Origin of the sequence: Bacteroides sp. AR29 (genome assembly GCF_900217715.1) — a bacterium.
Taxonomy (GTDB): Bacteria; Bacteroidota; Bacteroidia; order Bacteroidales; family Bacteroidaceae; genus Bacteroides; species Bacteroides uniformis.
In genome coordinates this window covers 17,314-33,189 of sequence record NZ_OBMS01000026.1, presented here as the reverse complement: position 1 = coordinate 33,189, position 15,876 = coordinate 17,314, and the positions used below count along the sequence as shown (strand labels likewise).

Below are 15,876 nucleotides of genomic sequence, written 5' to 3'. Positions count from 1 at the left end.
TGTATTAAAACTCAATAGGGACATTTATGAAGTAATGAGGACCTTGGTAGTTCTATACTTGTGAAAGACAATATCAAGGATTTATTTAGCTATGCTGAATACGACATTCTTTATAAAAATGACGGTCAGTTGGAATTGGATTTTACATCATAATGAGCCATATTGAGATGTTTTGCATTTTTTTAAGAGACACTAGTGATATTATCTACTAATTTTGAAGCATACGTATGCATCAAGCAATTTTAATATTCCACATCTTTTTCGCCAATGCCTTGATAGCCTTTTCCATGATTTTTTCTTGACCAGATTTGATTCTTGCCCCCAAACCATTTTTGATAAGCATACAATTGGCAAAGGCATTAGCGTCTATTTCAACCTGTTGGTTTGTATTCTTGTCCATACTATCTTCATCGCCCTCGTTTCTGATATAGTGCAGAAATTCATATTCCCATTGATTGATGACAGCAGGAAGTTCGCTTGATTTTCCTCTTTGCTTGAAATCTGCTATCACTTGATGTTGGTAAAGATGACGAGCTTCATGGCTGAGGATGTATCTCAAATCAAACTCGCAATCACTTCGCAAGCATAGTTCTACCCATTCTTCATTAATATACAAGGTGTTTCCACCCCATTCTGCAGAGTTAAATGCAGAAGGGAATCTGCCGTCATCTATGCAAAAACGTAAGGTGTACAAAGAACTGTCAATATGAAGTTCCTTACACGCTTCGTCAAAGTATTTTTGTATGCGTGTTTTAGTTTCTTGATTTATCATAATCTTCTACATAAAAAATTATCTTCCCACAGTGCCATAGTCCGAACCATCGCCGAGAATCTTCTTGAAACTGGGTAAATCATGGGAATCGATATAATTAGGAATTCTTTTCATGAATTATAATGTATTAGCATTCACCCCGTCCAAGAGCTTTGTCTGGTTATGTTTTATTGAAGAGAAAAGCATTTGCTGATAACGATGACAAGAATGTGTGTCGCATCCCATTCTATCATACATCCCATTTCTCAATATCCATTCCGCTTTCCCTTGCACACGCTTTCCGTACATACCCGCCAGCGATGGCAGATTCAACTGAAACGAAATATGTTCCTCTTTCAAAGTATTATAGTCTTCCTTCTGCATATATTCATACCGTTCCGGATGTGCCAGCAAAGGATAATAACCTTTCTTTTGAATGCGTTGCAGAACGGACAAAAAATCCATCGGAGGGTTGAAGTAGGAGGTCTCCACCAACAAAAAACGTTTTCCTTCTTCCAAAAGAAGCAAATCCTCTTTCTCCAATCGCTCTTCAAAAAGATTATCAAGCATATATTCCGCAGCAAGCTTCAGCTCCACCGCGCCACGGTACTGCTGCAACAGTTCCCGGAACTTACGCTGCAGCGCAAGGGTCTCGTTGGGGATGTCTTCCATGATGTGGGGTGTGAGCCATACTCTACGAATCCCTTGTTGCTCCATTTCCCGCAAAATTTGCAGAGACTCTTCCATAGATTGTACACCGTCGTCTACTCCGGGAAGCAGGTGACTATGGCAATCCACCATACCTTTGAGTAAGCCACTTCGAGAAAGGACTGTTGTTTTATGAAACAACCACATGATTACTTGGACCTGTCATTGTTTCCATAATAAGAACCGCTTCCATAACCATACTGATAGCCGTAACGATAACCATAACGTCCGCCAGAGCCTTCCGTCCCATTGAGGATTACAGACATATTCTTGTATTTCTTTTCTCGATAGATGTTTTCCAACTCCGGAAGCATGCTGCGTTCCAGCAAGCCTGCACGTACCACAAAAACGGTACGGTCGGCCAGTTTCTCTATGATTTGCGTATCGGCCACCAATTCAACTGGCGGGCAGTCTATCAATACAACATCATATTGCTGCTTTAAGGTATGGATTGCTTTCTGTAGACGGTCATCGAACAACAGTTCGGTCGGGTTGGGGGGGATAGTGCCGACGGGGATGAAACTGAATGAAGGGTGCTGCTCGTTCGTAACAATAATATCCGAAATTTTGTCGATATGTCCTCCTAAATAATTACTCAAACCAATTTTGGGCGAATGGATATAAGCTGAAGCAGAGGCATGGCGAAGGTCGCCGTCAATAACCAATACTTTTTTATTTTTGATGGCAAGACTTATGGCTATGTTCATGGTCAAGAACGATTTTCCACTGCCCGGATTGAACGAGGTAACTACAATCACATTGGAGGATTGATCTTTGCCAATCATGAATTCCAGATTGGTACGCAAGACACGAAAAGCCTCATTCATAATATCACGGCTTCCTTCTTTAACCACAATGGTATGTGCCTCATATGATTTTACTCTTTTCTTACCACGTATAGACAAAGGAATCTCTCCGATAAAGGGAACACTTAGGCCATCCAAGTCCTTTCTTCCACGAACACGGGTATTCATGTTCTCACGAATGAAGATGATGACTACCGGTATCAATATACCCAAGGCAAAAGCCACCAGGAAAATGTTCTTCTTTACGGGAGCGGTAGGAATCATGCTTCCTCCAGGTTTTGTTATAATACGGGTATTGTAGGCCGTAAATGCCTGAGAAAGCTCGTTCTCCTCACGTTTTTGTAACAGATATAGGTAAAGTGACTCCTTCACCTTTTGTTGGCGTTCCACGCTAAGCAGGTATTTGGACTGCTTCGGGTTGGAGGCAATCTGCGAAGTTGCCTGTCCCCCAATGGCCTCCAAACTTCTGATTTGTGCACGCAAAGCTACCATTTGGTTGTCAATGGAAGTGATCAAAGCGCTTCGCATATCATCCAACGACTTGTCCATTTCCCTGACTAAGGGGTTCTTGGCACTACTGTGAGACACCAAGCTATTGCGCTCCAATAACTTGGTATTATATTCATTCAGTTGTGTGGCAAGGCTTGCATTTTCAATGCCGGAATTGGCAGGGAGTAACTGATGTTTATTGTTTTCATTGGTCAAATAGTTCTTTATGTATCGGGCCATATATGCCTGGTTGTTCAATTCACGAATTGCGGCATTGGCTTCATTGGCTTGAGTCATATACATATTTGCCGCCGCCTGTACATCCGGCAGCAAATGCTCACTTTTGAAAGAAGATATATCATCATCCACATTGCCAAGCTCACCCTCTATCACACCCAAACGCTCATTGATGAACATGGAGGTACTGACCGCTATCTGATTCTTGTCCCTTACCCAGTTCTCATTGTAAACGGATATAAGGGTATTGAGCACATCTTCCGCCCGTTGGGTGGACACATCCTGAAAAGACAACGTGATGATATTGGACTTCTCATCGTTCTGGGATATATTCAAGCGAGCTGAACAGCCAGCTGATGCCGCAGACAAAGACTGGCGGGTTACATAAATTGTGCTTACCGTTTTATCTGAATAAGCAGCCGATGGAATAACGACAATAGGGCCTAGGGGGCTTTGAATACTGTCATTCAAATTGCCTTTCACAAAACCATCATTTTCTATTTCTGTTCCATTCCGTGTAAAAGAGGATAATTCCACTGCACCATCCTTTGCCAGATGCAGTTCGAAAGTTGCGGATTCATTCTCGGAAAGATTAGGAATCACCACCTGGACAGGAAGTTGGTTTCCATACACAGTCTGTTTATGAAAACGTCCGTCTGTCTGATAATTCATTTCCAAATGCAATCGAGACACCACTTCACGCATGATGTCGGGAGACTTCAAAGTTCCCATCTCGTTATAGACATTGGTGTTGGTCGTAAACAGTCCCAGATCGGAAAAAGACTCCATATCCGTAGAAGAAGATTTCCCTTTGGAATCGTCCTTAATCAAAATAGAGGCAGTTCTGACATATACCGATGGGGTTCTCAACAGATAAAAGGTCGCAACCCCCAAACATAAGGCCAATGAAATGGCAAACCAGTGCCATTTGTCGAGACAGAGGTAAAACAAATCCTGTATGGTAATGAAATCCTGCGTATTTTGTACTGTTGATTTATTCTGAATAGTAGCCATTTCTCTTTTTTATTTAGCGATAAGTACAGCGATGGAGGTCAATAAAGAAGCCAGGGAAATCCAGAAAGAGGTGCTGCGCACATTGTTCCCGTTTACGGTAGACTGACGGGCTTTGGTGGCATTAGGCTCCACATATACCACATCATTCTGTTGCAGATAATAGGCAGGTGAAGTATAAAGATGCTCAGCCGAACAGAGATTGACACCATAAACCCGCTGTTTTCCTTCTTCTTTACGTAATACTAATACCTTTTCTCTCTTTCCGTAAATAGTGAGGTCTCCCGCTTGGCTTAAGGCATCCAGGATTGTAAGGTTATCCTTGTCGATACTAAAACGGCCGGGATTGTTCACTTCACCCATTACGGCTACGCTGAGATTCATATATTCCACCGTAACGACAGGGTCTTTAATCAAATCATGCGACTGTAGCTCTTTCTTAATATAGGCAGCCACCTCTTCACGGGTCATACCGGCTATGTGAATTTCTCCCAATACGGGAAAGTCAATGTTCCCTTTGGAATCTACCGTATAACCGGACACACCACGATTAGAACCGGAAGAGCCCTCCATGCCGATCTGTTGAGAAACAATCGGCAAGTTAAACAGGTTGGTCAGGCGCAAATCCTGGCTGTTGACTAAAATAGACAATTTGTCTTTCGGTTGAATCTTAATCTCTACCGGAGCAGTAAGCGCCAATTCGCTTTCGCCCGGACGTAAATCTTGAAAATAAGTGACTTCTTTTGAAGTTGAGCAAGCTCCTAAAAACAGGAGTAATATTGCCCCAATTAAATTTTTGCAAAAATTCATATTGATATAAAACTATAGTTTCGAATGAGCTATATGGATTCTACGGGTTAACCATAGATTACCCAAGATCCATATAAAGATGTCCAGTATTAAAAGCAAGGTTACATTTATATAACGTGAAAGCAGAATATTGCACAGTGTAAAACAGACAGATACCAGTACAATGGCAATCATAACTGTACGCTGTCTCATGCCAACAGCAAGCATTTTGTGATGGATATGGTTCTTATCTGGCAAAAAGGGATTCTTTCCGTTTCGCACACGGTGCAAATAAACCCGTACCACATCAAAACAGGGAATGATAAGCGGTGAATAGGCTAAAAAGAAAGCATTAGGCTGTTGCATAGAGTGATTTACCGGAAACCCGTCAAGCAGTTTCAGACTTAAAATGCAAGTCATCATACCAATCGTCAAGCTGCCGGTATCACCCATGAATATTTTGTTCTTTTTGGCAGGATCTCCAAATACGTTATAATAGAAAAAGGGGACGAGCACTCCAAGTGTCGCAAAAGCGAGCAGGGCATAAATGTATTCACCTATTATAAAAAACACCAAACCATAAAAAAGCATAGCTACTCCACACAATCCGGAAGCCAATCCGTCTATCCCATCTATCAGATTGATGGCATTGATAATAAATACCACGGCGAATAAGGTAATGGGGTATCCAATCCATTCAGGAAGAGCGTGAATAAACAGCAAACCGTGCAGGTTATTGATCCACAGCCCGCCTGCAATGACCAGTAATCCGCAAATAATCTGTATGGCGAACTTGGCACGGTAACGGATACCAATCAGGTCATCAGCCATCCCAACCAGATAAAGCATCATAATGGTACAGAAGCCGAATGCCAACGGGCGGCTTTCACTGCCGATATTACCAAGAAGCTGACCGTACCCCAACAACATATTGAGTCCCAAAGCAAGTGCCACCGAGAAAAAGACAACCGGTTTGAAGGCTATCCCTCCTAAACGGGGTACTACCCCCTGATGGATCTTCCGTTCATCAGGCACATCAAACAGACGCTTACGAAATGATATCAACAAGATTTGTGAAATCAAGACGCCGGCACAAAATACGCTCAAGGCGAATACAAATAAGGAATTGACAACCCAAAAGGCACTGGGATTGTCCATTACATTCGAAACAACAGTCATAAATATCGTATCAGACAAATTGAATATATTCAGGAAGAACCTCCACCGCAACAGCGAGATAACCCTTTAATTCGACAAGCAAGCGTTTTATCTTGCTGCCTCGTATTTTAAGCAAACAGCCCTCATATCCATTGAGAGAGCCTCCGATAATCCGAATTTTACGTCCGCACATCTGAGGGGTTATCTCTTCCGGCAAATAATATTTGGGTGAATCGGAACTGCTGACGGCTTGTATGAATCTGTCCATTTCCAAATCAGACACAGTCATAGGTTCCCGGAACGTATTCCGCAACCAACGGTATTGAAGCGTTTTGGTTCTTTCCACAATGGAGTCCAAATGCCGACGGGAATCATAAACAAAGAGCAAATCTTGAATGACCGGAACTTTCTCACGTACCTTTTTACCCTTTTGCAAAATGATTTGCCACTTCAAGGGGACAAATACCTTTACACCCGCTTCTTGCAATTGTTTGTATGCCGGCTTTTTAGCATTGCACCGTTTCAAATCACGCATGACATACCATTGTGCGTATTCAGTATTTTCCATCGAAATGCTTTAGTTTAGGCAAATATTACCAATCCTGCTTGATCGATCTATTTACTAATAATCAAGCAGTTATATAATACTTTCCAAAAGTAGGAATCTTTTGTTCCTTTAATCATCCCTTGCATCGCTATTCTAGAAGGCAAGTATTCACTTATACTAAAACATACTACTCTTCTTAAGAGAAGTACATCTATATAATGAACTTGAAAGAGTAGCGATAGTCACTTTATCTTCTTAAGAGAAGTATATTTCGTTTGCAAAAGTACGAAAAAATCTAAAAATCAAGGCATAAAGTGAACTTTTTTTTTACTACTTATTTTTAAGAATCTTCAACATAATGCGTAAAATGAAAAACAATCATCCCCATATATCCTCTAACATGACTTTGTTTATCAAGTTATTATCGCTTTATAACTAAAAGATGTACTTCTCTTAAGAAGATATGTACCTTTTTCGGTATTTATTTATATAGACATCAAAATGAGACTATTCGCCTTGTCTACAATAGATGTGTCTAAAGAGGCAAGATAAATTCGGGTGGTTTGCTCCGAATCATGTCCCAGTGCCTCACTGATAACAGGCAAAGAAACATTTTTACTTTGAGCGATGCTGGCCCAAGCATGGCGCGCAACATAGGTGGTAAGTGGAATACCTAAACCTATTTGTTTGCCAATGTGTTTCAAATTTCTGTTGATACGGTGCGCTTCATTTTGGTATTGATGCCATTCGTCCACACCATTGTTCTGAATAATTGGTAGCAGGTAGGAAGTTTCAGAGGTATTGTATTTATCAATAAGTTCCTGCATTGGCTTTTCCCATTTGATAAACAATTGCTGACCGGTTTTTTTTCTCCGATAGGTCAGGATTCCATTCTGGAGGTCTTTCTTTTTCAGGAATGCCATATCCACAAAGGACATTCCACGTGTATAAAAACTGAACATAAAGATGTCCCTGGCAAAAATGAGAGACTTTTTATTAAGATCCAAATCCCGTATTCTTCGAATCACGCTGAGGGAAACCGCCCGTTTCTTTGTTTTGTCTATGCCGGTATAGACATGCTTGAAGGGATTTCGTTGAACAACAAGCCCTTCACTCACGGCCCGGTTATAAATGGCCCTGAGGTTACGCATATAATACGAACTGGTATTCGGACAGACACCGGTTCCTTTGAGCCAGCTTTCATAGGTTATCATCTGATTGGAATCCAGTTCATCCAATGGGATATCGCCCCGGTGTCCCCGAAACCGCTCAAAACTGTTCAAGGCATTCTGATAGGTGCCGGCTGTGCGTACCTTACCTATCTGCCTCAATTCTACCAGCAGTTCTTTTCCATATAAAAGGAAAGTGCAATTCCCTTCAGGAGCAGTGTAAAGTTCTATTATACGGTCCACAGTGAAAGGAGTGTCTTCCTGATTCAATCGGTTGATGCATTTCTTTATTCGGAAAAGGTCTTTATCAATTTGATTTTTTAATGCGGCAAGATAGCTTTTTCGGCCTTCTCCACTTCCTGCCGAGACATTGATTTCACCGGAAGCAGAAATCCACTCACTTGGAAACAGTTTGTAACCGGTGCGGATATGCCGTACTTTACAATGATGAATTATTTGATAATGAACCGTTCCCTCTTTAAGGATAACGGATGAAGGACTGAATTTTACTTTTACACTAGTCATAAACAATCAATTATTAGTTTAACATATGGAATAAAAACAGGAAGTAATTCAAAAAACTTCAAGCTGTTATGTATATCTCCAGCTAAACTATTCTTGATTGATAAAAGACGCTTTAATTATTTTTATCTAAAGCATTGTATTGAGTAATATGACATAATATGATAAAGTAAAAGACCGCGTTCTGTATATTGCGTGAAGACTTGAAACGGAGTGTCAGAGCCAATGCAAAGAATATCTTGCCATATAGAAAATGGAAAACTCAAAATGGAGAGGCTGTTTCCTGAACTCTTTCCATTCAAGCGAAAGAATTTATAACTGCTGACCTGTCTATATGATTATCGGGTTCACTTTCATCGTGTCCAGGTTCAGGTACAATCCGTTATGCTCGATCACTCCGTTTCGGAACATCTTCCATAGGATGCCGCATCCGAGTTGTGCCAGTGTGGAGTTAATAAACAGGTCCTGTCTTTCCAACGCTTCAGCCAGCGAACAACTCGGGCCGGAATCGGTTTCCTTCACTCTCGCGTATTTCACCATGCGGGTGATGACTTTTAGCGAATTGACGGTTTCATAAAGTTTGGACGCCGGCTGTTTGATTTTCTTCGGTACGGTACCCAGCACGACTTGCCCCGTGGTCTGCGTGTTTCCGAAATCCATCCAGTACAAGGGGGTCTCGTAAGTGCAGTATGTCGGTTGCGGCAAAGCCCTCAACAGATTCCACAAGTCGATCCGTGACTTGATGTTATCGGTACAGGTAATCGTGATATTGGCCAGGTTGTCCCGTCTGGTATCCTTCAATACTGCCGGATAGATGTCCGCTTGCGCCTTCCAGTCATTCCCGAAAAAGTTGTTTATCCGGGTGACGAGGCATTGTGCCTTGTTCTGTCCCAGGTCGGACGGTCCGAAAAGCTGGCGACCGATGTTGGCTTCCGTCACGGTGTCGGGGTCATACAGTGTAACGAACAGTCCCGGGTGTCCGAGTCCCCTCAGGGCTGTGTCAAGACGTGCCAGGCAGGTGAGTACCTGCGACCCGGTTCCTCCCGCTCCGATCAGGTTTACCGTTACCGGATGCTGCGGACTCATCAGGTAACTGTCGGTATAATGTACTCTTTTCATGTCAGTATGTCTTTAAGTTTCATATTGTTCAACGGTTTCAACTCTTTGAGGTCGAATGGTTTGTTCCTGGCCGCTTTCGTTACTAGCACAAGGTTCGACCGGGTCGGATTTCCGTTGCCTCCCAAGTGCGAAAACTCCGTCAGCCAGAATTTCTTTTCCCAGTATTGCAGCAGGCTTTCGTATGTCAGGTCCTTTGGCAAGTCTATATTGGCAGAGCCCAGGCATACGCTGGAGCCGGTCACGTTGAAGAACGGCGCGACATATAGCATCGTATCCTTGCCGGGCATGTCATCCTTGTAAGCATATATCCTCATCCCATGTTCCCCCGCCTCGTAAATCACTCCCGGCAGGTTGTATTCCGCATTTTCTATTTTGAGGTCGGAGCTGAAGAACATCATCCGCTTATGCGGGGGATTGTACCATACATACCGCTCGCGGCCCTTGCGTGAATCGCAATAGATCAGGCTGGACGGTACTTTTCCGTAAGGCGTGCTGCTATGCCTTTCCGAATATCCCTTTACAAGCCCGTTCATGAATTCCAGGGTCACAGGCCTGCCTTCCGCCATATTTCCCCGATCATCTATGTCCCGTATCTCCAAAAAAAAGTTCTTGTTATCCTCCGAGGCGTAGGCAATCAGTGCCGCCTTGGGGATAAGCAGGTTCTTCAAAGTCCTTGTAAGTTCGTTTGTTTCCATCATAGTGTTCAAATTATTATGTTGATGAATTTGTCCGCCCATTTGAAGAAGCGTTCCGGATAGTCATCCATGCGGAACAGCTTTTCCGTTTCGGGAGACAGGTCGAGTGTCGTAACCGGTATGATGTCGTAGGTCTCCCTGCTGTGAGAATTGTAACAATCCACGAGGTAATCCGTCACCATATCGTAACTGTCATAGATCACACGTATCTGTTGGTAGAGGTACATGGGGTGGAACTCCGGTTCTTTCTCATAAAAGGGATCGTAGCTGTATTCCATGATGCCACGTTCCGGTGACAGGAATTGGAGCCCCTCCTTCATGGCGGAGACCAGTGACCGTTCGTAGTCGTTCCGGGCTTTATACCTGTCAAGTGCCTTCGGCAGGTTCTTGTAGTAACACTTGCATTCCACCCTTTGGAGCAGCCTCTTTATTCTGCCGTTCTCGTAGGAGCGCAGGAGTCTCAGCCGTTTTTTCCTTTCCTCCGGAGTCTCTTCCGGTACTTCCTCTGAAATCCAGGTCAGGACATATTCCGTGTCGTCCTCATCCAGAACGGTCTGTATTCCGTTTGCCTTCATCAATTCATGGATGAACGTGATGGAGATACGTCTCAATTCCGATCCGAGAGCCTCCACGAACTTCATCGGGAAATAATACAGTGTCAGTTTTCCCCAATGATGGGCTTTCCAGAGCTTGAACAGCAACCGTCCGTCTTGCTCTTCGATATTGACGTTCAGCCCCTCACCGACAAGGGCATCCATCTCCTCGTGCAGCCTTGCGATCCCTTCCCCGAACGTCCGGCCCGGGGTATGTACCGCCTCCTTCTCCATCAGATAGGCATATCTGAAGAAGGAGTCACGCAGGAACCCGTAGTTGTCCCGCGTGATGAGATTGTGCCTTTTCCCGTCGGAATCTTCCACGACAAGACTCGGCAAAGGTTTTGGCTGAAACGTGGCGTTCAGAAAAGAGGAACGGCACCCCTCGGTGCCGTAATCCTTTCTTTCCTGTCCGTACCGTAACGGATATTGCGTACGGTCTGTCCGATGATGAGCCTTGCAAGCCGTTCCACCTGCTGTTCGTCCAATGGTACACATGATTTCTTCTGTTTTTTATTGTCCTTTCCCATTGCTTTTATCCTTTTGTCCCGATGGTAGTTTTGAATTCATACACCGCCTTGTCTTCCTTGATGACCGGCCCGTGCACCGTCGCCGTGGTCAGTTCCGGATAGAAGTTCGAGTAGTAGTTCATGACCATTTCGGGGCTGTCCGACGTGTTTGGGTCATCGAGTGTGACCATCCCGTTGCCTTTCTTGAATGTGAATGAACGTGTCATTCCCTTGATTTCTAATGCCATAATATTAAATGCTTTGATAATGTGAGACATTGGGTTCTAACATAGATTGCGGAAAATCGGGATATTCCTCATAATCTTCCGGGCGGTAGGTAGGGACTTCCTGTCCCCTCTGATAGTACGGATAGAGGTCTTCGGGATTTTGCTCCCGTTCCTGCCGGTATGAAATCTGTTGTTCCGCGTATGCATGCTGTGGAGGGAGCTGGTGGCTCATCGGCCGTTGCCCGGCATATTGCGGCTGTGGGGGAGCCTGATGCGGTGCAGGCCTTTGCGCAGGCTGCTGTGGCGGCCACATTATCTGCTGCTTGTCAGGAATTTGTCCGCCCGCTGGTCCTGATGCCTGGGATTGCGGCGGACAGTGCGGTGCAGGCTGCGGCTGTTGTGCCGTTGCTGCCGGTGGTTGTGACCGGAGCTGTTGCGGTGCAGGCGGTTCTTCCATCAGCTCGAACAGGCTTCCCCGGTTCATGGCCTTTTTCTGCTGCTCCAGCATCTCGTCAATCTTCTTCTGGTCCTGCGGCTTGGCATAAAGTCGGGCCTGTCCGAGAGCCGTCACTGCATCCTTATGGTTTCCCGCGGCAATCAGTTCCTCAGCTTTCTTGAGATGCTTCTCGTACTTCTCCCGTTTCTCTTTCTCCTCTTTCGTCTCCTTGGCCTTTGCATCCTTCGCCACCTTGCTCTCGGAAGCGGCCTTTTCCGTCTGTGCCTCGAACTGCGCCATGTTGGTGATCAGTCCCGTGGCTTTCTGCACCGGCCGGGCGACGGCTTGCAGGAATCCGGTATCCAGTTCCTGCGGAACTCCCTTGAGGGTCAACGGGATAATGTGGTTCTGGGCTTCGTCTTTCAGCCCGTTTGACTTCGGCAGTACGGATACCGCCATTTGTCCGTTCGCTTTACGGATGACGAGTGTCAGGTCGACTCCTTCTGTCATCATCTGGTTGATTGCTGTAAAAAACATAATTATATGGATTAAAGTGTGAATAACCGTATTCTTTCTATCTGTTGAAGAACTCCACCAGCAGCCTGTTCCGGTCGGGATGACTGCTTATCTCCAGTATCGGGTCCAGCAGTGTGGAGATGTGTACGGGTCCGCCCTTTTCCCGTGGAGGGAATTTGACGGTCGGTTCCGGGGTATGGTACTTTCTTCTTGCCGGTATCGGCATTGGTATCTGTACCGGTGCCGTCGGCGGTCTTGAGATGATTGCTTGATTCATGGCTTTATCATTTTAATTGTGGATACTCGGGCTTTGGCAGCCCGTTGAACTACAAGGGCTTTACGGCAGACGCTTCCGGAAAGGCAAGGCTTTCCGGAAAAATACCGCAAGCCCTCCGGGCGAGGATGATTTTTCCGCGAAACCCGAAGGGTCCCGGCCTTGCCGTCCGAAAAGAAGCGTTTGCCAACTTTGCCCTGTAGTTCCCGGTCTGCCAATAGCTGTATATGCCCTCTTTTCTTTCCGTCCCTGTTCCCGTTACCCTTGTCCTCATAAAGTGTGGAATACAAAACAGGGCCGTTCGTGGGGACAGCCCTGTTCTGCAAGGTATTACAGTGGTTTATATGCAGCATTTGTTTCATTTCCCGATATTGTATGCCGGTGGAATCAGAATACCAGGCAGCTGAGGATGCAGAAAAGTATCGCCGCCGCTACCAGAAGGCAGGCGATTTTATAGAGGAACCTGAAGAATCCCCTGAAACAGACGATGGCGACTGCCGTCCATACCGGCGAAATTCCTCTTGAATAGAGATAACTGAACACTATGAAGGCTGCGGCGGCCAGTGCCATTCTTTTTATCCATTTGCCGGTTCTCGGTTTTTCGATACATTCCTTTGCTTTCATGATCATTTGCTATTAAAAGGTGAAACATGCCATTTCCAATTTCAGGGGCCAGTATGCGGACCGCCTCCACAGGCAAGGTTTTCGGGGAAAATACCGGAGTAGGGCGAGGATGATTTTCCCCGAAACCTGCAAGGCCCGACCTTGCAGGTGGCAACGGGCGGTTCCGCTACCTTTGCCCCGGAATTGGAATGACGGTATCATTTACCTTTCCCGCCCTTGGATTTTGGGAAAGAAAGTTTCAGGTTAAAACTTTCGTCAAAGATGACCGTCGCGTCGAAAGGTACCCCTTTCTTGCCCTTGAAGCCCTTGATCAGCCGGGTGGAGCCGGAAGAGAAAAGCTGTTCGAGATGCAGGTCCGTCAGTTCCTTGTTCAGAAAACAGCGGAACACCAGCAGTCCGCATCCTTCACGGTCGCATTTTGCGACTTTGGACTTCACCACCACGTTGCCGGTCTTGCACTTGGGGCAGGCAAGGACGCATGATGACGGCTCCGGAAATTTGAGACGCAGTATCTCGCCGGTAACTTTTCCCGTGTATTCCCTGATGGAGAGCATGAAGCTTTCCGGATCGAGGGTACGCCACTCTATCTGTTCCAGCGCCTTTTCCCATATGCCGGTCAGCTCCGCGTCAGCCACCATCATGTCCTTTACCGATTCATAGAGGTAAAGCCCCTTTTCCGTCGGACGGATGTTCTTGCCGGAACGCTCGATGTAGTCACGTTTGAGCAGGGTCGTGATGATGGCGGCACGGGTGGCAGGCGTACCGATACCCGTATCCTTCACCGCTTCGCGTGCCTGTCCGTTAGTGATTTCCTTGCCGCAGTTCTCCATGGCCGTGAGCAGGGTGGCTTCCGTATAGAGAGGTTTGGGCAATGTTTTTTTCTGTGACAGTCCATGTCCCATGACCGGTATTTCCTCACCCTCTGTAAAAGATGCTGTGCCTTCGTCTCTTTCCGGCTCGTCTTTTTCCCGGTCCTCCTTTCGGGAGAACACCGCCCGCCAGCCCGGATTGGCGATGACAGTGGAACGGGAGCGGAAGTCCAGTCCCCCGCATACGCACTCCATGAGCAGCAGTTCTTTCTCGCAAGGGGGAGAGAAGGCTTCCAGCATTCTGCCGGCTATCAGAGTATAAACCGTGGATTCCGCCTCGGACAATCCCTCAGGGACGATACCGGTGATAATCAGCGCATGGTGGTCGGTCACTTTTGCGGCATCCACGCTTCGTGTATTCAGGGCGGAAAGGTCTAAGCTCCTTCTGTACTCACGGAACTCCGGCATGGCTGTTATCTTTTCCAACAATACCGGAATGTGCGCCATGACATCCTGCGGAATATACCTGCTGCCTGTCCTCGGATATGAAACCAGTTTTTTCTCGTACAGGGACTGTGTGATGGCAAGGGTCTTGTCCACCGGAAGATCGTAATGAATATTACAGTCCTTCTGGAGGGCTGTCAAATCGTACAGGAGCGGAGCCTGCTGGAATGCCTTCCCTCGCTTCACTTTAGTGATTGTTACCACCGATCTGGGGGTAATACTCTTGTATGCCGCTTCCGCCATATTCTTGTCCTTGAACTCCTTCGTGTGGATGAACTGCCGGTGCCCGTTGTCCCTTTTCAGCACTATATGCAACTGCCAGTATGGTGTGGAGACGAAGTTACGGTTCTCCTTGAAGCGTGCGCATATCATGGCAAGGGTCGGTGTCTGTACCCGTCCGATGGAGTTGTTCACCGAACCGGAGGCTGCCGCCAATGCGCGGCTGGCATTCACGCCCACCAGCCAATCCGCCTTCGCCCTGCTGTCCGCGGCTGCATACAGGCTGTCATATCCGGTTCCTTCCTTGAGGCTTGCCATTCCCTCACGGATGGCCTCGTCGGTAAGCGAGGAGATCCACAACCGTTTGAACGGCTTGGTACAGCCCAAATAAGAATATATCCACCGGAAGATGAGTTCCCCCTCACGTCCGGCATCGGTCGCCACGATGATGCTCTCGCATCCGGTGAGCACTTCGCTGATGACCTTGAGCTGCCTGCCGGCTGCGATGTCCGTCACCATCCCCCTGTCAGTGCGTACCTGCCGCACGACAAGACGGAACGGATCGGGAATCATCGGAAGGTCTTCGGCGGCGGTTCTCGTGTAGCCGTATGCATCCGGTAAGGCCAGTGACACCAGATGTCCCAGTGCCCATGTCACCATGTAACCGTTTCCCACTATGTAGCCGTCCTTTTTTTCTGTAGCCCCGACCACACGGGCTATGTCCTGACCGACACTCGGTTTTTCTGCTATGATTGCTATCATGATTCGGATAAAGTCAAGCCGTTTCCCGCTTGCCGGTGTGTGGTGGAACGGAAAACGGCGGTTATACATTCAGTTTACATATTATATATAAGGAGGGGCTACTGTTGTCCGATGGGTTTGATGCCGAGGATTTCGAGCAGCGGTCCGCCGTCCTTGCGCACCAGCTGTAGCGTGGCGTCCATCACCACGTCCACACCAAGCAGCACCAGGCTGAGCCGTATCACATTCGTTTTCTCCCCCTTGAGCAACGTGTCGAGTTCTCCCGACATTTCCAGCTCGTCTTTCAATATGCCGATACCTGCCAGTTCCTCCCAGTTTACGTCCTCTACCTTGAAAGGCGTGTTGTTTTCCTTGTTCATTTCCATATTTCTTTTCTTTTAGGATTCCACATTCATTTGATTC

The 15,876-nt window shown here is 46.3% G+C and carries 17 protein-coding genes; all 17 read right to left on the bottom strand.

What is annotated here, in order from left to right:
- Positions 1-232: 232 nt before the first annotated feature.
- Positions 233-772, bottom strand: a complete 540-nt coding sequence (locus CSD97_RS15675) for a hypothetical protein (RefSeq protein WP_008777786.1) — start codon at positions 770-772, stop codon at positions 233-235.
- Positions 773-889: 117 nt separating this feature from the next.
- Complete coding sequence (locus CSD97_RS15670; RefSeq protein ID WP_098032671.1) at positions 890-1,606, bottom strand: CpsB/CapC family capsule biosynthesis tyrosine phosphatase; 717 nt, start codon at positions 1,604-1,606, stop codon at positions 890-892.
- Between the two features lie 2 nt (positions 1,607-1,608).
- A complete protein-coding gene (locus tag CSD97_RS15665) occupies positions 1,609-4,005 on the bottom strand; it encodes a polysaccharide biosynthesis tyrosine autokinase (protein WP_098032670.1) in 2,397 nt (798 codons plus the stop codon).
- A gap of 9 nt (positions 4,006-4,014) precedes the next feature.
- Entirely contained in the window at positions 4,015-4,812 is a 798-nt protein-coding gene (locus CSD97_RS15660; protein ID WP_008777789.1) for a polysaccharide biosynthesis/export family protein, read from the bottom strand.
- A gap of 12 nt (positions 4,813-4,824) precedes the next feature.
- Positions 4,825-5,970, bottom strand: a complete 1,146-nt coding sequence (locus CSD97_RS15655; RefSeq protein WP_098032669.1) for an MraY family glycosyltransferase — start codon at positions 5,968-5,970, stop codon at positions 4,825-4,827.
- 10 nt (positions 5,971-5,980) lie between these two features.
- A complete protein-coding gene (locus tag CSD97_RS15650) occupies positions 5,981-6,517 on the bottom strand; it encodes a UpxY family transcription antiterminator (RefSeq protein ID WP_098032668.1) in 537 nt (178 codons plus the stop codon).
- 464 nt (positions 6,518-6,981) lie between these two features.
- On the bottom strand, positions 6,982-8,190 hold the full coding sequence (locus CSD97_RS15645) for a site-specific integrase (RefSeq protein ID WP_098032667.1): 1,209 nt from the start codon (positions 8,188-8,190) through the stop codon (positions 6,982-6,984).
- A 327-nt stretch (positions 8,191-8,517) separates the two neighbouring features.
- Positions 8,518-9,306, bottom strand: a complete 789-nt coding sequence (locus CSD97_RS15640) for a PRTRC system ThiF family protein (RefSeq protein WP_005644258.1) — start codon at positions 9,304-9,306, stop codon at positions 8,518-8,520.
- Positions 9,303-10,004 carry a prokaryotic E2 ligase family D protein gene (locus CSD97_RS15635; RefSeq protein WP_034530108.1) on the bottom strand — a complete coding sequence of 234 codons (702 nt, stop codon included), beginning with the start codon at positions 10,002-10,004 and terminating at the stop codon, positions 9,303-9,305. Before CSD97_RS15635 ends, CSD97_RS15640 begins: the two co-directional genes overlap by 4 nt.
- A 5-nt stretch (positions 10,005-10,009) precedes the next feature.
- Positions 10,010-11,092 carry a hypothetical protein gene (locus tag CSD97_RS15630; protein ID WP_077154663.1) on the bottom strand — a complete coding sequence of 361 codons (1,083 nt, stop codon included), beginning with the start codon at positions 11,090-11,092 and terminating at the stop codon, positions 10,010-10,012.
- A gap of 37 nt (positions 11,093-11,129) precedes the next feature.
- On the bottom strand, positions 11,130-11,351 hold the full coding sequence (locus tag CSD97_RS15625) for a PRTRC system protein C (protein ID WP_005644262.1): 222 nt from the start codon (positions 11,349-11,351) through the stop codon (positions 11,130-11,132).
- A 4-nt stretch (positions 11,352-11,355) separates the two neighbouring features.
- The gene (locus tag CSD97_RS15620) at positions 11,356-12,303 is read right to left on the bottom strand and encodes a PRTRC system protein E (protein ID WP_077154662.1); all 948 of its coding nucleotides are present in this window, start codon (positions 12,301-12,303) and stop codon (positions 11,356-11,358) included.
- A 37-nt stretch (positions 12,304-12,340) separates the two neighbouring features.
- The gene (locus CSD97_RS15615) at positions 12,341-12,559 is read right to left on the bottom strand and encodes a hypothetical protein (protein ID WP_034530139.1); all 219 of its coding nucleotides are present in this window, start codon (positions 12,557-12,559) and stop codon (positions 12,341-12,343) included.
- A 49-nt stretch (positions 12,560-12,608) separates the two neighbouring features.
- Complete coding sequence (locus tag CSD97_RS18855) at positions 12,609-12,830, bottom strand: hypothetical protein (protein WP_159461935.1); 222 nt, start codon at positions 12,828-12,830, stop codon at positions 12,609-12,611.
- Between the two features lie 113 nt (positions 12,831-12,943).
- Positions 12,944-13,180, bottom strand: a complete 237-nt coding sequence (locus CSD97_RS18935; RefSeq protein WP_172718843.1) for a hypothetical protein — start codon at positions 13,178-13,180, stop codon at positions 12,944-12,946.
- Positions 13,181-13,377: 197 nt separating this feature from the next.
- Entirely contained in the window at positions 13,378-15,474 is a 2,097-nt protein-coding gene (locus tag CSD97_RS15600) for a type IA DNA topoisomerase (RefSeq protein WP_173675119.1), read from the bottom strand.
- Positions 15,475-15,572: 98 nt separating this feature from the next.
- Positions 15,573-15,839 carry a DUF4099 domain-containing protein gene (locus tag CSD97_RS15595; protein WP_008777807.1) on the bottom strand — a complete coding sequence of 89 codons (267 nt, stop codon included), beginning with the start codon at positions 15,837-15,839 and terminating at the stop codon, positions 15,573-15,575.
- Positions 15,840-15,876: the final 37 nt, after the last annotated feature.